Below are 24,116 nucleotides of genomic sequence, written 5' to 3'. Positions count from 1 at the left end.
TAGGGATAAAATATTAATCACAATTTTGTACAAACATTGATGTGTTTTACCCATTAAAACGTAATTTGTAGAACCATTACATAATACCACTCACGCTATGAAATATGTATTGATTATACACGAAGTTGCCGATTATGATGCTTGGAAAAAAGTATTCGATAATGCAGCCACTATCAGGAAGGAGGCAGGCGAGGTGTCGTATCAGGTACTAAAATATGAAAATAAACCTAATCAAATCGTACATTTCTCTGTTTGGACTTCCCACGAAAATGCCAAAAACTTCTTTGAATCGCCTAAACTTGTTCAAATCAGAGAGAACGCAGGAGTCAAAGCTCCTCATTTTATCTATTTAGACGAATTGGAATCAGGTATTTTATAAATAGTTTAAAGGCGTTTTTCTGGTAGAAAACTTCAAATATTTATTAATCAAATTATCAATCATAAACTATTCTAAAATGAAGAAATTCGCTTACTGTATTGGTTTATTTTTAGTCGTTTTTTATACTTCAGCACAAACTACCAGTCATTCATCTATATCAAAACCCTTGGTCTTGGGTGTAATCGACGAATTACAATCCAAAGAACTTTCAGAGAAAAGAACCCTGAATATTTATCTACCCGAAGGCTATAACCCCAAAGACACCCTAACCTATCCAGTGATTTATGTACTTGATGGCTCTATCGACGAAGATTTTCTTCATATCGTTGGTTTGGTACATTACAATAGTTTTCCGTGGATAAACCGTGTTCCTAAGTCTATTGTGGTAGGTATTGCCAATGTCGACCGTCGCAGAGATTTTACTACACCTAGTAGTATAGACTCTGACAAAAAGGTAATTCCGACCAATGGAGGTTCTGCTCGTTTTATCGCTTTTATTGAAAAAGAATTACAGCCTTTTGTCAATGCCAAATACAAAACCAATACTTCAAAAACCATCATTGGGCAGTCGCTAGCAGGTTTGTTGGCTACCGAAATACTATTTACCAAGCCTCAATTATTCGACAAATATATTATTGTTAGTCCAAGTTTGTGGTGGAATAATGGGGCATTGCTCAATCAAAGCCCTAGTATATTGCAGGAAAGTTTTTCTTATCCAACCGCTGTTTATGTAGGAGTTGGCAAAGAAGGTTTAACACCTACCTCTAATCATGTAATGGAAGTAGATGCTAATATATTAGCCGATAAAATTCAGCAAACCAAAAGTAAAAAAGTACAAGTTTACTTTGATTATCTACCCAACGAAAACCACGCTACAGTAACACATTCGGCGGTTTTTAATGCTTTTAGAATATTGTATCCCGATAAAAAACAATAAAATGTTAACAACAGAAAACCTCAGTTTGACAGCATTAAAGGCTAGTCATGCTACATTTATTTATGAATTGGTCAATACAAGTGAATGGAAAAAGTATATAGGCGACCGTCATGTAGAGACACTACAAGATGCCGAAGCTTATGTTGAGAAAATCAATGCCAATCCAGATGTAGAGTATTGGGTAGTGCATACGCTCGCCGACCAAACGCCTATTGGTGTTGTATCGCTTATCAAAAGAGATTTTTTAGCATATCATGACATAGGCTTTGCCTTTCTGCCACAACATACCAAACGAGGATATGCCTTTGAAGCCTCAAAACGAGTACTCGCAGCATTGATAGAATTACCAAAACATAAAAATATCGTAGCAATTGTATTAAAAGAAAACCAAAAATCGGTGAATCTGCTCGAAAGATTAGGAATGCACTTTTATCGAGAAATCTTGATCGACGATTCTGTAAAGTTATTATACGGTATTAACCCGAGTGAGTAAGCTATGATGATTAAGTAAGCATATTGTATGAATCTTCTCAAAACTATTGTATATGAAAACCTTCCAATTGTATGTTATCTTATGTTTCATTAGTTTGAATAGTTTTTGTCAAACTCCCATAGCCAATTCTAGTAACTCTAGTATAGCCTTGTTCAACGGTAAAAACCTAGATGGCTGGTATCAGGTAATAGAAAAAAATGGCATAGAACAGCGTTTATTTAAAGCCGAAAATGGTGTAATTCATGCTTATGCAACTCAAACAGAAAATACCCTACAGCCCTTTGGTGCTATTATTACCGAAAAAGAGTATGAAAACTATACCCTAACATTGGAATACAAATGGGGCGAAAAAAAATTTAGACCTCGTGAAAATGCCGTTCGTGATGCAGGTATTATTTTTCATGAGCATGGCGAAGATGTAATATGGCCAGCAGGCATAGAGTGCCAGATTCAGGAAGGAGATACAGGTGATTTGTGGATAGTAAAATCACGAGCAAGCTCTACAATAGACCCCATGCACAAAAACTTCAACAAAGATGGATTATTGGGTACATTCGGTACACTAGAGTCGCAATATAATCGTTTACCGCGCTCTTTTTGTTGGGAAAAAGCTGGTTGGAATAAAGTGGTATTAGTGGTAAAAGGTGATTTTGCCCAGTTTTATATCAATGACCAACTAGTCAACGAAGCAATAGCGATGAAAAAGTGGGATGAAAATCAAAAAAAATGGATACCCCTCACCAAAGGAAAGATATTGTTACAAGCCGAAGGCTCAGAGGTTTTTTATAGAAATATTACGCTTCAGCCTTTGGTAAAAGAATAATTAGGATAGTAATAAATGGTTGAGGCTACAAAATTCCCATAATACCAGCAGGCTTTATTCAAGGCAAATGTTTTGGCATATCGCCTAGGATTGGGTATATTTATTGTATGCTATTGCTGATAGTCCAACAATTCATCACTCAACTATTATTCCATGAAAAAAGCTGTATTCCTTTTCTTACTCTCCTTTTCTTTTCTGACAAAAGCCCAACAGTTTTCGGTAACATTTAGCGAAAAACTTAGTAAAACGGCCTTAGATGGCCGACTAATGCTATTTATTGCCGATAACAATAAAAGAGAACCTCGCAAACAAATTAGCGATGATTCCGATTCTCAGTTAATGTTTGGTATAAATGTCGATAATTGGAAGCCTAACCAGGTTCAAATTATCGATAGCAAAGCGTTTGGGTATCCTATTGCTAGTATCAAGCAAATACCCGATGGGGTATATTTTGCCCAAGTACTTTTGCATAAATATGAAACCTTTCATAGAGCCGATGGGCATACGCTCAAGCTACCAATGGATAGAGGAGAAGGTCAGCAGTTTAATGAAGCTCCTGGCAATATCTACAGTGTTCCTGTCAAAATAACCATTAAAAAAGCTAGTAATCAGTCTATTAAGTTACAAATAGACCAAGAAATACCCGCAATTCCTGCTCCCAAAGACACCAAATACATTAAGCATATCAAAATGAAAAGTGAGTTGTTGAGCAAATTTTGGGGAAGAGACATCTATTTAGGAGCTAATATACTTATTCCAGAAGGCTTTGATACTCATCCCGAAGCTCGGTATCCTTTGGCAATTTCTCATGGGCACTTTCCAGCCGATTTTGATGGCTTCAGCGAAAATCCTCCTCCAGCCGATATAAAAACTGATGATTATTCGGCTCGTTTCAAAATCTATGGCTATAACAAAATTGTAAAAGAAGAAGCGTATAATTTCTACAAACAGTGGACAAGTAAAGATTTTCCAAGAATGTTAATCATAGAAATTCAGCACGCCAACCAATTTTATGATGATTCTTATGCTGTTAATTCGGCCAATATTGGCCCTTATGGCGATGCCATTACTTACGAACTGATTCCATATATCGAAAAACAGTTTAGAGGAATAGGACAAGGCTGGGCAAGATTTTTGTACGGTGGCTCAACAGGCGGTTGGGAATCGCTGGCGGCACAAATCTTTTATCCTGACGAATATAATGGGTGCTTTGCGGCTTGTCCCGACCCAATTTCCTTTGAAGCTTATACGTCAATAGATTTGTACAAATTCTCGAATGCTTATTATTACGACAGCCCTTGGAAAAAAACGGCTATTCCTGGAAAAAGAGATTATCTGGGTACTGTAAAGTGTACCGTAGAAGATATGAACCGCCACGAATTGGCCATTGGCGACAAAACTCGCTCAGGGGGGCAATGGGACATCTGGGAGGCAGTTTATTCGCCCGTAGGTGCTGACGGCTATCCACAACGAATTTTTGATAAAACTACAGGCGTAATTGATAAAAAAGTAGCTGAATATTGGAAAGAGCATTTTGATTTATTACATATTCTGAAAAGAGACTGGGCTACATTGGGAGCCAAACTACAAGGCAAAATTCATATTTATTGTGGCGATATGGACAATTATTACCTCAACAATGCCGTATATTTGATGGAAGATTTTTTGAAAAATACCAAAAATCCAAGCTATAATGGCGAGGTAACTTACGGCGACCGTGCAGAACACTGCTGGAATGGCGACCCTAATCAGCCCAATTACATATCAAGACTAAGATATAATACCATGTATATTCCCAAAATCTTGAAACGAATAGAGCAGTCGGCTCCCCAAGGTGCCGACCTAACTAGCTGGAAATATTAAACTCAAACATCTCAATTAGCCTTTGCATAAGTCGGTAAATACAAACGCCGACTTATACAAAGGAATCAATAGTTTTACCGTTCACTTTCAATAAACTCACTCTACGTATGAATACCCCCAAAGCCTTCAATGTGTCAGCCTCTACTGAAATCAAGTTGAGTAAAACCAAACTTATTGGATTAGTAATCGCAAGTACCATATTCGTAGCAATAGGTCTGTGGTTGATACTTGCTCCACCCCAAGGCAATCATTCTATCTGGAATAATTCTGCCTTATTATTAGTGTTAGGATTGGCAAGTGTATTGTTTTTTGGATTAGGAGGTTTTGTTATTAGTCAAAAATTGTTTGACAATACACCAGGAATTGTAGTTTCGGCAGACGGGATAACCGATAACTCTAGTGGCGTAAGTGTGGGTTTTATACCTTGTACAGATATTGTTGACATCAAGGAAATAACAGTGGTTAATCAGCCACTGATAAGTTTGGTACTCAAAACACCTCAAGCATATATCAACAAACAGCCAGTGTTAGCCCAAAAGTTATTACAACTCAATTATGATTTATATGGCACAGTGGTTACAATTTCGGCCAATGGACTTCAGTGCAACCATCATTACCTAAAAGTATTACTAAATGAGTATTTCAAAAGCGTAAAAGTCGATAATTAATCATGAAAAAAGTATTCTGCTTAGTCACCTTTATAATCGTGAGTTCGTTCAATGTTGAGGCACAAACGGCTGTACTCAAGCAGCAAATAGAACAATTTTTGGCCACCAAAAAGGCAAAAGTGGGTGTTTCTGTCGTGGGCATAGAAAGCAAAGAAGCTTTTGCTGTCAACGCAACGGGGCATTATCCATTACAAAGTGTTTTTAAATTCCATTTGGCCTTGGCCGTATTAAACCAAGTCGATAAAGGTATATTGCAGCTTAATCAAAAAATAGTAGTCAAAAAAAATGATTTGTTGCTTAATACATGGAGTCCTATCCGTGAGGCATATCCAGCGGGAGATGTTGAGATACCCCTCTCCGAAATTTTGAAATATACCGTAGCCCTAAGCGATAACAATGGATGCGATATTCTGCTAAGATTAATTGGTGGCCCCAAGGTATTAAATACATATCTTCACAAATTAGGAATAAAGGATGTAGCAATTACTGTGAATGAAGAGGACATGCAAAAAGATTGGGACACACAATTTACCAATTGGTCAACACCCAAAGCCGCCACCGATTTATTACTTATGTTTTATCGTCATCAAATACTAAGTCAAAGTAGCTTTGATTTTTTATGGAGAACTATGGTCGAAACTACTACAGGCAAAAAACGCATAAAAGGCCAATTGCCCGAAGGAACAATCGTTGCTCATAAAACAGGTACATCTGGAACAAATACCGAAGGAATTACGGCGGCCGTAAACGACATCGGAATTGTTACTTTACCCAACAACCAACATTTTGCTATCAGTATTTTTGTAGCTAACTCAAAAGAAAATACCGATACCAACGAACAGATCATAGCAGAAATTACCCAATTAACTTGGGCATATTTTGTTCATTGAGTAGTTTGTGGCTTACTTGTTCATCATCTTGTGCTACTCAGAATCAGGATTTTTTAGACTAAAATGTCAGGTTAGTATTTTCTAATCCTTTAAATCCTGAATTGGGTAGTGTTATCGGACTATCAAATTTGTTTGTATCTTCAATAAAAAAACAGTCTAGTGCCTCAAATCCAGTAAAATCTGAACTTATACACGATATGAATGGAAAAATTGAAAAATAATCTACGAAAAATTCGTAGATATACTTTTTTTTCGTAGATTTGTAAAGAAGAAACAACAACAACTATGGAAAAACTAACATTACAAGAAGAAGAAGCGATGTTATTGCTTTGGAAAAATGGCGGAGGTTTTGTCAAAGACATATTAGATGAAATGGAAGGAGAAAAGCCTCCTTATACAACACTAGCCTCAACCATCAAAAATTTAGAGAAAAAAGGATTTGTCAAAGCCGTCAAATTTGCGAATGCCAATAGGTACGAGCCAATTATTTCGCAAGAAGCATATAAAAGCACTTTTATGAATGGCTTTGTAGGTGGGTATTTCAAAAATTCCTACAAAGAGCTGGTGAGCTTTTTTGCAAAAGAAGAAAAAATTAGTGCCCAAGAACTACAAGAAATAATAAAAATGATCAACGACGGTAGCGAATCCTAGCTTATGAAACAATACTTGCTTGTACTCTTACAGGTAAATGTAGCACTGACACTCTTTTACCTAGGTTATTACTGCTTTTTAAGGCGACTTACCTTTTTTCAGCATAACCGCTTTTACTTACTATTTGCTATTATTTATGCCTTTATATGCCCATTTGTATCGTTTGAACCCGACATGGTACAGCGTGTACCTGTACTGAATACCGCAGTAACGTATATACCCAACTGGTCGCCTATAGAGCAAGACATTGTACCCCTAGAAGGTATCTTATTTTTCAGTGTACTTGGTGGTAGCCTTCTGATATTTGGGCAATTATGTTATAAGTTTTGGCTACTTTTTAATATTGCAAAGTATTCATTCCCAGATACTTGGAGGGGGTATGGTTTTAGAAATACACCAAAAACCATCCAGCCATTTTCTTTTTGGAAAACCATTTATCTAAATATTAGTCAGCATAAAAGCACAGAATTGTCTGATATTTTCAGACACGAACAAGCCCATATCGACGGCCTACATTCATTTGATATGATTTTGGCAGAATGCTGTTGTATAGTGCTTTGGATAAATCCATTTTCATGGCTCATGAAAAAAGCCATTGTCGAAAACCTAGAGTTTTTGACCGACAACCGAGTTTTGGAAGCAGGCGTAAACAGAAAAGCCTATCAGTTTAGCTTGCTCAACGTAGCCATGCAAGGTAAACCCGTAAATGTAACAAATCAATTTAACTATAGAATTCTAAAACGACGAATTATTATGATGAACAAACAAAAATCCTCGAAATTACAATTAGGAAAATACCTTGTTATGATTCCTTTTTTGGCAAGTGGTATGATGGTATTTACTGTGACCAAAGCCTCACAAAATACCGAAAAATTACTGGAGGTTTCTAAGGCGGCGGTTCAAAACAACCTAATACTACAAGACACGACAGCCAAGGAAGCAGAAGTAAGTAAAAAAGCTGCTCAAGGAGTAGCTAAGAAAAATGGAACAAAAAAACACGTATCTTTTGCTGTAGTTGTCCCCAAAGATACCGTTGTTAATGGAACAGAAGCCCGTACCATCATAATTACGGATAAGCCTGAGCAGGAGGGAGGTAAAGATGAAAGTGCGGCTATATTTCGGTTTAAGGCAAAAAAGGTAAATAGTAGTCCTACAGAAGTACCTATTGTTATAGTTGATGGCAAAGAAGTGAAATATGAAGAGCTAGCAAAATATGAACCACAAATCATTAATTCGATTAATGTACTAAAAGGTGAAAAAGCCACTAGTCAATATGGCCAAAGAGCAAAAAATGGAGTGCTCGAAATTACCCTCAAAAAATAATTTTTTAACCTCTTTACCTATTGTATGAAAACAAATATGAGTCAGCCCAAATTTTAGGAATATTAAAAACTCCCTATTAGTGTTTGTTGAGATTTATAAGGTCGTCAATAGAATATTGAAGAAGCTTATCAATTGCTCAAATGATAGAAAAATAGTAGCTATTCATGCAAAAGGCGTTCGAAATTAGTTTTTCGAACGCCTTTTGTATGTTAAATGCCAGAGTAACATATATTTAGCCCCAAAGCATCTTCAAAAATAATCACTCATTCACCAAGTTTGCGGTGATTTGAGTTTAAGTATTTGTATTTCAGGGTATTGTATTGACTTTTTAGAGAATTATTTAGAATTTTTATAAATAAGTGTAACGAAATAAAGAAATGTACGGTCTTGTAAGAAAAGGCACAAGCGTTTGTCGACCTCGTAGCCAATGTTTTTCTTTAAAAGCACCAATAAATACACATACTTTATGACAAAACACAGATTATTTCTAGCAGCCTTCCTTTCGGCCATGACATTAGCCTTCAGCTTTCAATCGTGTAAAAAAGCCGAAGATGCTATTATTGAGGAAGTCGTCGTAGATGGCGATTTTGATACCAATACCAAGGATACCACTTTTACCAATGCCGTTGTTATCAAATACACAGGTACAACCGCTACCGTAACCAATCCTTACGAAAATACAGGTGTAAAAGTGGCCATTAGCAATGGCGATGTGGTAGTAACCTCTACTATTACCGATACCGAAGTAAATTATGTATTGTCGGGTTCGTCGACCAACGGGAGTTTGAAGGTTTATAGCGATTATAAATTTATTATTACCATGAATGGTGTAAGCCTTGTCAATAGCGATGGCCCAGCAATCAATATTCAGTCAGGAAAAAAAGCCTCTATCAATGTCCTAAGCACCACCAACAATAGGTTAATAGATGGTAGTACCTATGCCACAAGCTCGGAAGACCAAAAGGGTACGTTTTTTAGTGAAGGACAATTGAGTTTTTCAGGAACAGGCTCGTTAACTGTTACAGGCAATCACAAACACGCTATTTGTAGCGACGATTATATTGCTATCAAAGAAAGTACTATTAATATAACGAAAGCTGTTTCTGACGGTATGCATGCCAACGACTATATAAAAATAGAAAGTGGAACACTTTTGGTAACATCTTCGGGCGATGGCGTTGATTGTGAAGAAGGCTATATTACTATTAGCGGCGGTACAATTACCATAAACAGTGTCGACGATGGTATTACGGCATCTTACGATGGTACAGACGCTACTATTACACCATATATTCAAATTACAGGCGGTACTATCAATGTTACAACAACTGGCGATAAGGGCAATGCTATCAAAAGCGAAGGTTATATTACCGTAAATAGCAACAATAATATTACCCTCAAGGTATCGGGTAAAGCTTCTAAAGGCTTTAAATCAAATGGAAACCTTACATTGACCAATATCCAAGCCAATATTACCACTTCGGGCAATGCTTTTTACGATACCTCAGATGCCGATATTGCAGCCGCATCAGGGATTAATTGCGACGGGAATTTTGTCATGCAACAAGGTAGTATTACTATCAATAGTACAGGTATTGCAGGAAAAGGTATTTCGGTAGATGGCACCTCGACCATCAATGGCGGTACTATTAATATTACTACGGCAGGAGCATCGTTTACCTATGGGTCAAGTGACAGCGAAGCCAAAGGTATCAAAAGCGACGGTGCATTTACCGTCAACGATGGCAATATCACTATTTCGGCTGTTGATGATGCCATTAAGTCTGGAGTATCGGTAATTATCAACAAAGGTACAATTGCTATTACCAAATCAACCGAAGGCATCGAAGCTCCAATTATTACAGTAAATAACGGCACTATCAATGTATTATCGTCTGACGACTGTTTTAATGCCACAAAAGGTAATGGAGGTGAATCGAACGATGGTAGCCTAATGACCTTTGCAGGAGGAGTTGTATCGGTAAGTTCTACAGGAGGCGACCCCCTCGACAGCAACGGCAGTATTGCCATGACAGGCGGAACCGTGATTGTACAAGGCCCTCCATCACAGCCCGAAGTAGCCATTGATTATAACGGAACATTCAATATATCGGGTGGATTGCTTATTGCATCAGGGCCAAATGCCAGCAGAATGATTCAAGCTACAAGCACAACATCGGCACAAAACGCCGTATTGGTCAAATTAACGAGTGCTCATGCCGCAGGTACACTATTTAACATACAAGATACCAACGGCAACAATCTGGTAACGTATGCCCCAGCTCGAACAGCTTATTACTTTGTATTCTCTTCATCAAGTTTGCAAAGCGGCTCATCGTACAAAATCAATACAGGCGGCAGCTACTCGGTAAGCACCAATACCAATGGCCTCTATACGGGCGGCACCTACAGCGGTGGTACTCAGAAAGGTACATTTAGTATTTCGAGTAAACTAACCACTGTTAATTTATAAAATACCTCTAAAATCAACTTGTCTAAAAGTCCTATAAGGAGTCAAATCTTTATGGGACTTTTGTCTTTATCGGCAATTTGAATACAACAATAAGAGATCGAGATACTGATATTGAAATGAGCTTATCGACCTTTGTAGTATTAAAATCAATACAAAAATCAACAAAAACAGATAATGGAAAGTATCAAAACAACAGTATTAGGAAGTCAAGGATTAGTTGTACCCGCTATAGGGTTAGGTTGTATGGGTATGACCCAAATTGCAGGAGCTGATATTTATGGAAAAGCAGATGAAAAAGAAGCTATCGCAACCATTCATCGCTCACTAGAGCTTGGAGGTAATTTTTTAGATACAGCCGATTTGTATGGCCCACTGGCCAACGAACGCCTACTGGCCAAAGCCATCAAAGGAAATCATGATAAGTATATTCTTGCCAGCAAGTTTGGCTATGAAATCGACGATAACGAGCAATTGACCTGGAAAATAAATGGCCAAAAAGCCTACGTTAAAAAAGCAATTGAACGTTCTTTACAAAATCTGGGTACTGATTATATCGACCTTTATTACCTTCATCGCCTCGACCCCAGCACCCCTATCGAAGAAACTGTAGAGGCTATGGCCGAATTAGTGAAAGAAGGAAAAATTGGGTATATTGGTCTTTCGGAAGTATCTTCAGAAACTATCAGAAGAGCCCAAGCCGTATTTCCGATAACAGCAGTGCAAACAGAGTACTCGTTGTTTGAGCGTACAGTAGAAGACGCAGGAATACTGGCAACACTACAAGAGCTAGGAATAGGTTTTGTGGCGTATTCGCCACTAGGAAGAGGCTTTTTGTCAGAGAACGAATTGATTAAAAGTCCCGATGATTTTCCTGAAAATGATTTTAGACGTTATATCCCTCGTTTCCAAGGCGAACAATTTTATAAAAATATTCAATTGGTCAACAAAATGAAAAGTATTGCTCAAAACAAGGGTATTACCGTGTCTCAGCTATCGATTGCATGGGTTTTGTCAAAAGGAGTATTGCCTATACCTGGCACCAAACGCATTAAGTATTTAGAAGAAAATATAGCCGCAACCTTTGTAACATTAACATCCGACGAAATCGCCCAGCTAGAGGCTATCGTGCCATTGGGTACATCAACAGGCAACCGATACGACGACGCTAATATGCAAATGATAGATGTTTAGGCAAAACCCAATCGAACGTATTCCCCTTTTATGAAAAAAGAAACCAATCATCCTTATATCATTAATTCTATATCAGAATTACATCGTTTGCTTGAGCTACCCAAGCCAGAGCATCCATTGGTAAGCGTTATTCAGCTGATCAATGTGAAATGTATTCCCCACGAAACTATCAAAAGTGTAGTGTATAATTTCTATTCGATATGTATCAAGAAGGATTTTAAAGGGAAAATGAAATACGGGCAAAATTATTATGACTTTGACGAAGGAATAATGACTTTCTTTTCTCCAGGGCAGGTAGTTTCAACCGACATTACAGGCAACACGGCAGTACATGGTTGGTGGCTAGTTATTCACCCCGATTTTCTAAGAAATACCATTTTGTCAAAAAGTATCAAAGAATATGGCTATTTCTCCTATGCTGTCAACGAAGCCCTCCACCTTTCAGAAAAGGAAGAAGCTATGATTACGGCAATGATGCAAAATATCGACCAAGAATACCGCTCTGTTATTGATGCTTTTAGCCATGATGTTATCATTGCACAAATAGACTTACTGCTTACCTACTGCAACCGTTTTTATAATAGGCAGTTTATTACACGCAAACAGGCCAACAACGATTTGTTGACCAAATTAGAAGCCCTGTTGTCTGACTATTTCAATAGCGAAAAAATACATGAAATGGGGCTTCCAACTGTACTATATGTATCAGAACAACTCAATATATCGCCCAATTACCTAAGCGATATGCTACGAACCCTAACGGGGCAAAGTACACAGCAACATATTCAAAATAAGCTATTAGATAAAGCCAAAGAGATTCTCACAACAACCTCATTGTCGGTTAGTGAAATTGCGTATCAATTAGGGTTTGAATATCCGCAGTCATTTAGCAAATTATTCAAAAGCAAAACTAATGTTTCACCTTTAGCTTTTAGAAGCTCATTTCGAGAAAGCATAATCTCATAGCCAAGGCATAAAGTAAGGGTGTATTAACTATTTGATAATTAGTGGTTTGTTGATGAAAAAAAGGTATTCACTATTCAATACACCTCCTTGCTTTATGCCTTTCAATATTTCCAAGTGATTAAGCCAACGATTCACTTGGGCCAAAAAATTCGTAATGCAACTGTGTCGATGGCACACCAGCCGACTCTAACATATTTTTGACACTCTTCATAAAACCCACTGGCCCACAGAAATAATATTCAGCATCTAAATGGCCTAGCTTTTCTTGTAGAATATCAATGCTTAACAAACCCGAAAATTGATGAATATTATCAGACTCATCTGTCTCTAAAGGTTCGTCGTATAAGCTAATTACTTGTAAAGAATCCTTTTGTTTAGCAAGTTTTTGACTCACATCTTTGAAAGCATGAACCGCCGAATTTTTGGCACACTGTACAAACAATACCTCGTTTTGACCATAATGAAACTGCTCCATAAACATACTCATGAGCGGTGTAATACCCACACCACCTGCAATTAGCACAATAGGTTTTTGGGTTTCTTGCAAAACAAACTCACCAGCAGGAATTCCCAGTTTAATAATATCGCCAACAACTATGTGGTCATGAAGGTAATTAGACACAATACCATTAGGGCTACCTATTTCTTTTTTTACCGAAATTCTCAATGAATTTTGAGTAGGACAGCCCGACAAACTGTAGTTTCTGGTATGAAGGTGCTCTAGGTCAGGAATCTGAATACTGACGGCAACATATTGCCCACCTCTAAAACTAGGTATTACCGAGCCATCGGCAGGTCTAAGATAAAACGACGTAATAATATTACTTTCAGCCTCCTTTTTAGTAACGATAAAATCTTTTGGCCCCCTAAAACCACCCTTTTTCGCTTCGGCAGCCCGATATAGCTGTTCTTCTTTATTGATAAAAAGCGTAGCCAAATCGTTATAAGCTTCTGTCCAAGCCTCCATAATTTCGGGTGTAGCGGCATCTTGAAGTACCTCCTTAATAGCAGCCAGTAAATTAGTGCCAACAAGCTGGTACATAGCAGGTGTAATACTCAAGCTACTATGTTTTTGGGTAATTTGTTCAACCGCCGAACTCAAAACAGCCAAATTATCAATATTGGCAGCATAAGCAAAAATAGCATTGGCCAACGCCTGCGGCTGCGTGCCATGAGCCTGATGGGTCATATTAAATACATTTTTAAGCTCGGGATGATTCTGTAAAAGTAATTGGTAAAAAACCTTTGTAATAGTAGCTCCATGAACTGCCAAAACTGAGGCCGTAGATTTTACAATGTCGATAGTTTTTTGACTTGCCATAACGGGTTGAAATTTAGATTTAATTAAAAAAGAATAAAAGACCTTTTTATCTTTTATATAAATAAAAAAAAGGAATTATATCAAACAGGAGCTAACCATTACCAATACAAGGTATTTGGAAAGCTACGTACTATATCCAAAATTATTAGTCATATTTCTGGCGTATTGCTAGAAGTTAAAAATGTAAGTCCGCTACTCAATCCATTGGCCAAATCCGCCAGACTGGTATTATCTAAGAGGCGGCTAATATCTTGTCTGATTTTAGCAAATTGGTTATGCAATGGACAAGGATTTTTAGCAGAACAATTTTTTAGGCCAAGTCCGCAACTAATAAAAATATTATCGCCATCCACAGCCTTTACAATCTGAGCCAACATCGTTGTGGGTAGTTTAGCAGGCTGAATCTCAAAACCGCCATTTGGACCCTTTACCGAATCTACCAAATGATTTTTGGAAAGAACCTGTAGAATCTTGGCCGTAAAAGCCTCTGGAGAAGCTATTTCCTGAGCAATTTCTTTGATACCAACCCTCTTATTTTCAAGAGATTGAGATGCAATATAAATGCTCGCTTTTATGGCGTATTCACAAGTTTTGGAAAACATATCGACTAATAATTTGCACAAAGATAGAAGATATGATAATAAAAGACAAAAAAGTCTTTTATTTATTTTGCGTATTTATCTGATGAATGAAGTATTGTAGCGTAAAGTTATTGATAATCAACAAGATTTGTTAAGTATTGGGGAGCTAATGAGTTTATAGGTAAAACTTGTAAGGTGGATTTCGTACAAAAAAATCTTTTTAAAATCAATTTATATACGTTTTAAAAGTATCAAGTATTATAATTATCTTCCACGATAATTAAACGAACACATATAACAAATCTCTTCACATGAGCCCATCACCCCAAAAAAACACTAATTTGTCTAATGGATATTCCTATATGGCTGCCAATCCAAACTCGGCAAGTTACGCACCGTCGTCGAAAGTAAAGAAAAAGAAACTTCCACCAAAAGTAGATTTGCGACCACACATGACCAAGGTTGAGAATCAAAAAAACTTGAGTAGCTGTACTGCCAACGCCACCGCAGGAGCATACGAATATTTGGCCAAAAAGCACTTAAAAAACCGAACCTTTGAAGTAAGCAGACTCTTTATTTACTACAACGCACGACTCAGAGCAAGCTCAAAAATCCAGGATAACGGTAGTCATATCCAGTACGCCATTGACAGTTTACACAAACTAGGAGCTTGTACCGAAGACATTTGGCCTTATGACACCAAGAAAGTAAACGAAAAGCCACATGGTAAAAGTTATCAAGAAGCCAGTAATTTCAAAGTACAAGAAACCAAAAACGTACCCACCGACCTCAACGCATGGAAAAGCTGTTTAGCAGAAGGGTATCCTATTATATTTGGTATAGCCCTATTTGAAGGCTTCGATAACTGTTCGGCCAACAAAGGAATTGTACCAATGCCTTCGCCCAAAGCAACCAGCAGAGCCTCGCACGGTTTACACGCCATGCTTTGTGTAGGTTATTCGGAAATAGACCAAATGTTTATAGTACGCAACTCATGGGGTGAGCAATGGGGCGACAAAGGATATTGTTATATGCCATACAATTATATTATCAACGAAAAATTCAATATGGGCGATAGCTGGATGATAGCCAGAACAGCCCCTATTCCTGATTTTGAAGAAACATGGAAAAACGATAAACGTTCAGTAGTAAATAATGGCAAAGGTTATAACCGAGAAGATATAGCCATCTATTCAGTCGATGACTATGAACACTTCAATGCCTTTGATTTATTGGATGAAGTCATTGAATACATCAATGAAAGTTCGAGTGAATATGAAGAATTAGAATACATAGAAAGTGACCTAGACAGCGAAGAATATTACGAAGAAGAAGAAGAGGAGGAGGAAGAAGAATATGAAGAAGAAGAAGAAGAAGAAGAAGAAGAAGAGGAGGAAGAAGAAGAAGAGGAGGAGGAAGAAGAAGAAGAGGAGGAAGAAGAAGAAGAGGAGGAGGAGGAAGAAGAAGAGGAGGAAGAAGAAGAAGAGGAAGAAGAAGAATATGAAGAGGGGGAAGAAGAAGAGGAGAGTAAATAGTAAGACATCGAAGGCTAGTCAGTAGTAATACAGATTAGCCTCCTGTTTATGGTACAAAAAACAACGGAGAAAAACCGATTTCAATCCTTATTTTGTTGGAAGTTACTGTCTTTTTTGCTCATTACTTGGGGCTTACAGTGTTTCAAACCTTATGCGAAGTTACTCTGGAAGGCTTTTTATCGGTATCAGTCTCAACTATTTGCTCAGGTTTCAATCCTTATTCTACTGGAAGTTACTCTGGAAGTGAAATAATCCAAACTTTGCCATGAGAAGAGTAATAATGTTTCAATCCTTATTCTAATGGAAGTTACTCTGGAAGGCATCTACCTTTTTTTGATATGCTGCGTATTGACTAGTTTCAATCCTTATTCTAATGGAAGTTACTCTGGAAGTTGAAATGTGAATTTTTGTTTGAAATAGAGGATTAGTTTCAATCCTTATTCTAATGGAAGTTACTCTGGAAGCTCAAACAGCACTTGACTTTTATTGGTGCTAACGTCTATGTTTCAATCCTTATTCTAATGGAAGTTACTCTGGAAGTTGGCTTTTAGGGAGGTGGTTTATCAAACTACTTAACCTCGTTTCAATCCTTATTCTAATGGAAGTTACTCTGGAAGATTACAACAAGCGTAAAATTAAGTTCAAAGCTACCGATAGTTTCAATCCTTATTCTAATGGAAGTTACTCTGGAAGATTATCTATTTGCTGAGTCTCAAGTAAGCCAGCGGCGTTTCAATCCTTATTCTAATGGAAGTTACTCTGGAAGAGTTCATTGCCTGTTTACGGTTGCTACAAAGATAGTTGTTTCAATCCTTATTCTAATGGAAGTTACTCTGGAAGCTAATTGCTCAATACTTACATTGCTATCCATTTTAATAGTTTCAATCCTTATTCTAATGGAAGTTACTCTGGAAGAAAAACTGTTTCTAGCTTCTTTTAGCACTAATTCCTTCAAGTTTCAATCCTTATTCTAATGGAAGTTACTCTGGAAGTCTATGCTTTGCAAAGAATTGGGGCTTGAGGACAAAGGTTTCAATCCTTATTCTAATGGAAGTTACTCTGGAAGAGTTTTTTATTGAAATCACTATCATCTATTGTTGCGCGTTTCAATCCTTATTCTAATGGAAGTTACTCTGGAAGCTCTTGAATCCTTTTTGCAGGTTCGAGAGAATTTGAAGTTTCAATCCTTATTCTAATGGAAGTTACTCTGGAAGTTGTCAGATAAACAAAGGGGGATTGATACCATATTAGTTTCAATCCTTATTCTAATGGAAGTTACTCTGGAAGCTGATTGATTTTGTCCATCTTCATTACTATAAGAAAGTTTCAATCCTTATTCTAATGGAAGTTACTCTGGAAGGGCTATAGCTGCACCGATAGCGTAAGGAAATAATACGTTTCAATCCTTATTCTAATGGAAGTTACTCTGGAAGTTTAGCTTTGATGTATGGCATTCCTTTGCCATAATTGAGTTTCAATCCTTATTCTAATGGAAGTTACTCTGGAAGAAGCGTTCTTGAAGTCGCTTAATCCAAGATGATGTTTTATGTTTCAATCCTTATTCTAATGGAAGTTACTCTGGAAGCCGAATTATTTTCAACAATGGTATAAGATACCTGCGGTTTCAATCCTTATTCTAATGGAAGTTACTCTGGAAGCTACAATAGCGACATGAGGTACATTTACCATTATGAAGTTTCAATCCTTATTCTAATGGAAGTTACTCTGGAAGGGGTATAACTCCGTAATTGAAACTATTGGAGGAGTTAGTTTCAATCCTTATTCTAATGGAAGTTACTCTGGAAGTATGAGTTTGAGTTGAATAGCAACGATGTCAAATTCCGTTTCAATCCTTATTCTAATGGAAGTTACTCTGGAAGTGATCAGTTACGTTTCCAGCATCGTATGTCACAGACGTTTCAATCCTTATTCTAATGGAAGTTACTCTGGAAGGGCGTTGGGTTCGACTTAAGAGATGTTTTGTTTTGCTGTTTCAATCCTTATTCTAATGGAAGTTACTCTGGAAGACCATTCATTAAGCGCCCAAAGTACCCGTGCAATTGCGTTTCAATCCTTATTCTAATGGAAGTTACTCTGGAAGACCATTCATTAAGCGCCCAAAGTACCCGTGCAATTGCGTTTCAATCCTTATTCTAATGGAAGTTACTCTGGAAGTTCTGGAATTGACTTGCTAGGCAAGGGATTCCAACGTTTCAATCCTTATTCTAATGGAAGTTACTCTGGAAGATACCCCAAATGTTCACGCCCTTGCAACCCTTGTACCGTTTCAATCCTTATTCTAATGGAAGTTACTCTGGAAGAACAGTACGCCGACTAAGACATTTTCAGTTTGGCAGGTTTCAATCCTTATTCTAATGGAAGTTACTCTGGAAGACGATTCTAAATTAATCAACAGCAAAGTAATGAACGATTGTTTCAATCCTTATTCTAATGGAAGTTACTCTGGAAGACATTGAGAAATTTAGGCTCAATGATAACGAGCGGTGTTTCAATCCTTATTCTAATGGAAGTTACTCTGGAAGTACCAAGTAGACCAAATTTTATTTTTGGTTTTTTGAGTTTCAATCCTTATTCTAATGGAAGTTACTCTGGAAGATTATGTATCCAAGATTGATTATGTAGATTTGAAGTCAGTTTCAATCCTTATTCTAATGGAAGTTACTCTGGAAGACCAAAGAATATGCTGCTTCTTACAGCTATAGAGCCGTTTCAATCCTTATTCTAATGGAAGTTACTCTGGAAGCGGAGACAATTTTTTGTGAGTAACCTTTTTTGAGTGGCAGTTTCAATCCTTATTCTAATGGAAGTTACTCTGGAAGCTATAGATTTGGACGAACCATTGCTGGTTGATGCAGGTTTCAATCCTTATTCTAATGGAAGTTACTCTGGAAGGCGCTCAGATAGCGAAATAGAAAAAGCCTTTGAAGAGGCGTTTCAATCCTTATTCTAATGGAAGTTACTCTGGAAGGCGAGGCTTGGAGCTTCTCCGCCCACGTTCTAATAATGTTTCAATCCTTATTCTAATGGAAGTTACTCTGGAAGGGTGGCCATAGTAGTGATTTTGCTCAAATGAGCGAAAGTTTCAATCCTTATTCTAATGGAAGTTACTCTGGAAGATACTTGCGAAGGAGAAATAAGCCAAAATCAAGCGGGTTTCAATCCTTATTCTAATGGAAGTTACTCTGGAAGAAAAGTATTTTATGTTGTTTAACAAATGTACAAAAAAGTTTCAATCCTTATTCTAATGGAAGTTACTCTGGAAGTTAATAGTTTAGGAGACTTGGATAAGAACTATTGTAAGTTTCAATCCTTATTCTAATGGAAGTTACTCTGGAAGTATCATTCCTAATCGGAGACTTTCAAAGGGTCATGAAGTTTCAATCCTTATTCTAATGGAAGTTACTCTGGAAGCAAACAACGCAGGTTGTACCGCTGAAAGAAGGTGTGGGTTTCAATCCTTATTCTAATGGAAGTTACTCTGGAAGTAGACCTTCACGCAACATTTTGTTACGTGTTATTTTGTTTCAATCCTTATTCTAATGGAAGTTACTCTGGAAGAGCTATATGAAGGACACTGTAATGACCTGACTTTTGGTTTCAATCCTTATTCTAATGGAAGTTACTCTGGAAGCCTTTCACAATCAAAGGTCTTTGTTTGTTCTTAGGTGGTTTCAATCCTTATTCTAATGGAAGTTACTCTGGAAGAAACAACGCAGGTTGTACCGCTGAAAGAAGGTGTGGGTTTCAATCCTTATTCTAATGGAAGTTACTCTGGAAGAAGAAACATTCCTACTCTCTAATTCATCTGATATTTAGTTTCAATCCTTATTCTAATGGAAGTTACTCTGGAAGTTGCCACTACCAGACGATATGCTAAGCACATCTTTGTTGTTTCAATCCTTATTCTAATGGAAGTTACTCTGGAAGCAACAAACGAGTTGACTCCAGAACAAAAGACTTACTGTTTCAATCCTTATTCTAATGGAAGTTACTCTGGAAGATGCTCAGGTGAACGACTTCATCAAAAGTAACGGAATGTTTCAATCCTTATTCTAATGGAAGTTACTCTGGAAGAACTAGAACAGGTTAATGATAAGCTGAAAGAGCAAATGTTTCAATCCTTATTCTAATGGAAGTTACTCTGGAAGGCTTTGAATAATACAACGTTTTTTGAGAAAACCCCCGAGTTTCAATCCTTATTCTAATGGAAGTTACTCTGGAAGGCTACTTATACACTAGCTACTAGGGGTGTGGCATTGGCAGTTTCAATCCTTATTCTAATGGAAGTTACTCTGGAAGCTGTTTGTTTCATTTTTTCGGTTGTTTAAATATTGATGTTTCAATCCTTATTCTAATGGAAGTTACTCTGGAAGACCTTACCCCAGCCGATTTGGCCGCCTTCAAATTCTACGTTTCAATCCTTATTCTAATGGAAGTTACTCTGGAAGTAGCGTCTTCGACCTTAACCCTATCTATTTGCCCATTGTTTCAATCCTTATTCTAATGGAAGTTACTCTGGAAGTTTTCGGCTATCGTCTCAATATCAGACGCTCGAAACTGTTTCAATCCTTATTCTAATGGAAGTTACTCTGGAAGGATTTGGTGAGGCGTTTTGTTTTGCTACACCAATAGCGTTTCAATCCTTATTCTAATGGAAGTTACTCTGGAAGTGCGAATCTTCCACGGACTCACAAAGCATTCACCCAGTTTCAATCCTTATTCTAATGGAAGTTACTCTGGAAGATACTGGAGATGTAGTAGCGTCCATATCTCTATATGAGTTTCAATCCTTATTCTAATGGAAGTTACTCTGGAAGTTAAGGAGAAAGGTGACTCTAAAATTTACTTCAAAAAAGGTTTCAATCCTTATTCTAATGGAAGTTACTCTGGAAGCCGTTGGAAAAGTAAGGGTATAAGTGTACCACTTTTCGTTTCAATCCTTATTCTAATGGAAGTTACTCTGGAAGGAGGGTGTTAAGGCTATCAGGAGCTATAAGCATATAGTTTCAATCCTTATTCTAATGGAAGTTACTCTGGAAGACTTTCCGCTTACTATTACGGGTACAACGGATCTACCGTTTCAATCCTTATTCTAATGGAAGTTACTCTGGAAGTGGGTTAATATAATTCCTGCCACGGCATCGGATACCCGTTTCAATCCTTATTCTAATGGAAGTTACTCTGGAAGTCTTTTTGAAAAAGACGAAGAAGTATTAGCCCTACTGTTTCAATCCTTATTCTAATGGAAGTTACTCTGGAAGGTTAGCGGAGGGCAGTATTAGGGCTATGGGAATGGAGTGTTTCAATCCTTATTCTAATGGAAGTTACTCTGGAAGTCAATTTTTCAGACGTCCTGCAGTTAGGGGCGAATAAGTTTCAATCCTTATTCTAATGGAAGTTACTCTGGAAGTCCCATTGTAGTGAACTAGATAATCCAATCACCCATTGGTTTCAATCCTTATTCTAATGGAAGTTACTCTGGAAGATAGCCCCCGCAACAGGGCTATCTTTGGCCATGCCAAGTTTCAATCCTTATTCTAATGGAAGTTACTCTGGAAGCCGAAATACCTACAAGAATAATCGTAGCGTAATTGAGTTTCAATCCTTATTCTAATGGAAGTTACTCTGGAAGTACAAAAACAAGGCTTGGCGTTCCGGCTCAAACGTATGTTTCAATCCTTATTCTAATGGAAGTTACTCTGGAAGTTGTAGCGGTATTCGTCTAGCTGAATGCCTTTTTTAATGTTTCAATCCTTATTCTAATGGAAGTTACTCTGGAAGGCAGAAACAACTTAATAAGTGCAGAAATATTTGTTTGTTTCAATCCTTATTCTAATGGAAGTTACTCTGGAAGACCCGTCTGGTATAGATACTGTTCCTGCAATGGTCAAGTTTCAATCCTTATTCTAATGGAAGTTACTCTGGAAGCGTTGCAGGGCCAGACGGTCACGAGATGCCAATTCAGTTTCAATCCTTATTCTAATGGAAGTTACTCTGGAAGAGCAACTTTTCCACTTTGTCAGGATAAGCCATAGTTGGTTTCAATCCTTATTCTAATGGAAGTTACTCTGGAAGAAATTGAAAATATAGGTTACGAGTTTGGGGTATTAAGTTTCAATCCTTATTCTAATGGAAGTTACTCTGGAAGAGTTGCACCAATTCGCATACGAACTTGAACAGTCAAGGTTTCAATCCTTATTCTAATGGAAGTTACTCTGGAAGTTCATTATTAATACTAGCAAAACACTAAGCTAATGTGTTTCAATCCTTATTCTAATGGAAGTTACTCTGGAAGGTCTTAGCTCAATTAATTCTTCTTTTGTTAACTTATGTTTCAATCCTTATTCTAATGGAAGTTACTCTGGAAGAGGACTAACACTTAACGGTAACACAGTTGTTCAGTAGTTTCAATCCTTATTCTAATGGAAGTTACTCTGGAAGAGTTTTGGCGGTAGTATGGGGGATTCTGCAAAGATGGAGTTTCAATCCTTATTCTAATGGAAGTTACTCTGGAAGGATTGATTGCACCCTCACTTCCAATTGTAGCCGTCATGTTTCAATCCTTATTCTAATGGAAGTTACTCTGGAAGAATATAACTTGAATAAGTTTCAATGCTTAATGTAAAAGTTTCAATCCTTATTCTAATGGAAGTTACTCTGGAAGATTTGGTGAGGCGTTTTGTTTTGCTACACCAATAGCGTTTCAATCCTTATTCTAATGGAAGTTACTCTGGAAGGGTTTCAAACTTAGGTTGTAGAATACCATCAATTTTGTTTCAATCCTTATTCTAATGGAAGTTACTCTGGAAGTTCGGTGAGCATGAATAGCCTTTTTGATGACAGTATTCAGTTTCAATCCTTATTCTAATGGAAGTTACTCTGGAAGTTAATCCTTTTTCCTGAGCATAACTACGGGACAATGCGTTTCAATCCTTATTCTAATGGAAGTTACTCTGGAAGTTGATGCGATAGGCAAACTCTTTTGTTTGGCAGATGTCGGTTTTAATCCTTATTCTAATGGAAGTTACTCTGGAAGAATATATGAATGTTTGAGCCTAGTTGGAAAAGGCTCGTTTCAATCCTTATTCTAATGGAAGTTACTCTGGAAGCCCGATTTGGCATTGATGTCCTCGGTTAAGTATTTTCGTTTCAATCCTTATTCTAATGGAAGTTACTCTGGAAGTCCCTATTGAGAGGTGGGATAAGGCAAAACAAACAGTGTTTCAATCCTTATTCTAATGGAAGTTACTCTGGAAGTGACCCTACCACAAATGCAGGTAGACAATTAACCTTGTTTCAATCCTTATTCTAATGGAAGTTACTCTGGAAGCTGGTAACCATATTTACCAAGGGGATTTGTCCTCACGTTTCAATCCTTATTCTAATGGAAGTTACTCTGGAAGTCGCAAGGCTATTCCCTACTAGATATAGACACTTGTTGTTTCAATCCTTATTCTAATGGAAGTTACTCTGGAAGCTTTACCTGAAAAATTAAGGGTGAACCAACTTTTTTGTATGTTTCAATCCTTATTCTAATGGAAGTTACTCTGGAAGGTAACTCGTAATGTTGCGAGTCGTTGTACTCAAACTCGGTTTCAATCCTTATTCTAATGGAAGTTACTCTGGAAGTTCGAGCGATGCCCAAAGAATCACTTTTGCATTTGGAGTTTCAATCCTTATTCTAATGGAAGTTACTCTGGAAGTGTGAAACAATGGTAGGAGTATCGGCTGGGTCTACTGTTCGTTTCAATCCTTATTCTAATGGAAGTTACTCTGGAAGCTAATCAAGTAATTGAATTGGCTCGTAGTGCAGAGCCAAGTTTCAATCCTTATTCTAATGGAAGTTACTCTGGAAGCTTTGTATAAATAAATTAGAAAAACATGAAAAAAGCTATGTTTCAATCCTTATTCTAATGGAAGTTACTCTGGAAGTTTATTTTATCATTCAATTTTTGTTCAATATCATCCAGGTTTCAATCCTTATTCTAATGGAAGTTACTC

General features: G+C 37.3%; 15 protein-coding genes and 1 CRISPR repeat array (1 of these 16 cut by a window edge). Of the genes, 13 read left to right on the top strand and 2 right to left on the bottom strand.

Annotated elements, in window-relative coordinates; translation table 11 throughout:
* Nucleotides 1-97: 97 nt before the first annotated feature.
* From FLEMA_RS68250 to FLEMA_RS0110890, 12 genes are all read left to right on the top strand, one after another.
* The gene (locus FLEMA_RS68250) at nt 98-379 is read left to right on the top strand and encodes an antibiotic biosynthesis monooxygenase (RefSeq protein ID WP_044171258.1); all 282 of its coding nucleotides are present in this window, start codon (nt 98-100) and stop codon (nt 377-379) included.
* Nucleotides 380-455: 76 nt separating this feature from the next.
* Complete coding sequence (locus tag FLEMA_RS0111025) at nt 456-1,316, top strand: alpha/beta hydrolase (protein WP_026995496.1); 861 nt, start codon at nt 456-458, stop codon at nt 1,314-1,316.
* 1 nt (nt 1,317) lies between these two features.
* Nucleotides 1,318-1,809 (top strand): GNAT family N-acetyltransferase, encoded by a 492-nt coding sequence (locus FLEMA_RS68245; RefSeq protein WP_044171256.1) that lies wholly within the window; start codon nt 1,318-1,320, stop codon nt 1,807-1,809.
* A gap of 52 nt (nt 1,810-1,861) precedes the next feature.
* On the top strand, nt 1,862-2,632 hold the full coding sequence (locus tag FLEMA_RS68240) for a 3-keto-disaccharide hydrolase (RefSeq protein WP_044171254.1): 771 nt from the start codon (nt 1,862-1,864) through the stop codon (nt 2,630-2,632).
* 153 nt (nt 2,633-2,785) lie between these two features.
* Complete coding sequence (locus FLEMA_RS0110985) at nt 2,786-4,495, top strand: alpha/beta hydrolase-fold protein (RefSeq protein WP_026995494.1); 1,710 nt, start codon at nt 2,786-2,788, stop codon at nt 4,493-4,495.
* Nucleotides 4,496-4,602: 107 nt separating this feature from the next.
* Nucleotides 4,603-5,163 carry an STM3941 family protein gene (locus tag FLEMA_RS0110975; RefSeq protein WP_044171252.1) on the top strand — a complete coding sequence of 187 codons (561 nt, stop codon included), beginning with the start codon at nt 4,603-4,605 and terminating at the stop codon, nt 5,161-5,163.
* A gap of 2 nt (nt 5,164-5,165) precedes the next feature.
* On the top strand, nt 5,166-6,053 hold the full coding sequence (bla, locus tag FLEMA_RS0110965) for a class A beta-lactamase, subclass A2 (RefSeq protein ID WP_026995492.1): 888 nt from the start codon (nt 5,166-5,168) through the stop codon (nt 6,051-6,053).
* 285 nt (nt 6,054-6,338) lie between these two features.
* On the top strand, nt 6,339-6,704 hold the full coding sequence (locus FLEMA_RS0110955) for a BlaI/MecI/CopY family transcriptional regulator (protein WP_026997685.1): 366 nt from the start codon (nt 6,339-6,341) through the stop codon (nt 6,702-6,704).
* Between the two features lie 3 nt (nt 6,705-6,707).
* The gene (locus FLEMA_RS68235) at nt 6,708-8,027 is read left to right on the top strand and encodes a M56 family metallopeptidase (protein ID WP_044171250.1); all 1,320 of its coding nucleotides are present in this window, start codon (nt 6,708-6,710) and stop codon (nt 8,025-8,027) included.
* A gap of 466 nt (nt 8,028-8,493) precedes the next feature.
* Complete coding sequence (locus FLEMA_RS68230) at nt 8,494-10,500, top strand: carbohydrate-binding domain-containing protein (RefSeq protein WP_052354062.1); 2,007 nt, start codon at nt 8,494-8,496, stop codon at nt 10,498-10,500.
* A gap of 174 nt (nt 10,501-10,674) precedes the next feature.
* Complete coding sequence (locus FLEMA_RS0110900; RefSeq protein WP_026997684.1) at nt 10,675-11,691, top strand: aldo/keto reductase; 1,017 nt, start codon at nt 10,675-10,677, stop codon at nt 11,689-11,691.
* A 30-nt stretch (nt 11,692-11,721) separates the two neighbouring features.
* A complete protein-coding gene (locus tag FLEMA_RS0110890; RefSeq protein ID WP_026997683.1) occupies nt 11,722-12,657 on the top strand; it encodes a helix-turn-helix domain-containing protein in 936 nt (311 codons plus the stop codon).
* A 118-nt stretch (nt 12,658-12,775) separates the two neighbouring features.
* On the opposite strand, the gene hmpA is transcribed toward FLEMA_RS0110890, so the two are convergent.
* Nucleotides 12,776-13,978 carry an NO-inducible flavohemoprotein gene (gene hmpA, locus FLEMA_RS68225; protein WP_044171247.1) on the bottom strand — a complete coding sequence of 401 codons (1,203 nt, stop codon included), beginning with the start codon at nt 13,976-13,978 and terminating at the stop codon, nt 12,776-12,778.
* A gap of 149 nt (nt 13,979-14,127) precedes the next feature.
* A complete protein-coding gene (locus FLEMA_RS0110845) occupies nt 14,128-14,580 on the bottom strand; it encodes an RrF2 family transcriptional regulator (protein WP_026995488.1) in 453 nt (150 codons plus the stop codon).
* A 290-nt stretch (nt 14,581-14,870) separates the two neighbouring features.
* Here FLEMA_RS0110845 and FLEMA_RS77070 point away from each other — a divergent pair, with 290 nt between their 5' ends.
* Nucleotides 14,871-16,094, top strand: coding sequence for a C1 family peptidase (locus tag FLEMA_RS77070; RefSeq protein ID WP_081681301.1), 1,224 nt, complete (start codon nt 14,871-14,873; stop codon nt 16,092-16,094).
* Between the two features lie 207 nt (nt 16,095-16,301).
* Nucleotides 16,302-24,116: direct repeats of the CRISPR family, unit length 37 nt; unit sequence GTTTCAATCCTTATTCTAATGGAAGTTACTCTGGAAG; it runs 23,821 nt beyond the window's last position.

The organism is Flectobacillus major DSM 103 (assembly GCF_000427405.1).
Taxonomy (GTDB): domain Bacteria; phylum Bacteroidota; class Bacteroidia; order Cytophagales; family Spirosomataceae; genus Flectobacillus; species Flectobacillus major.
This window is presented reverse-complemented; position numbering and strand designations above follow the sequence as displayed.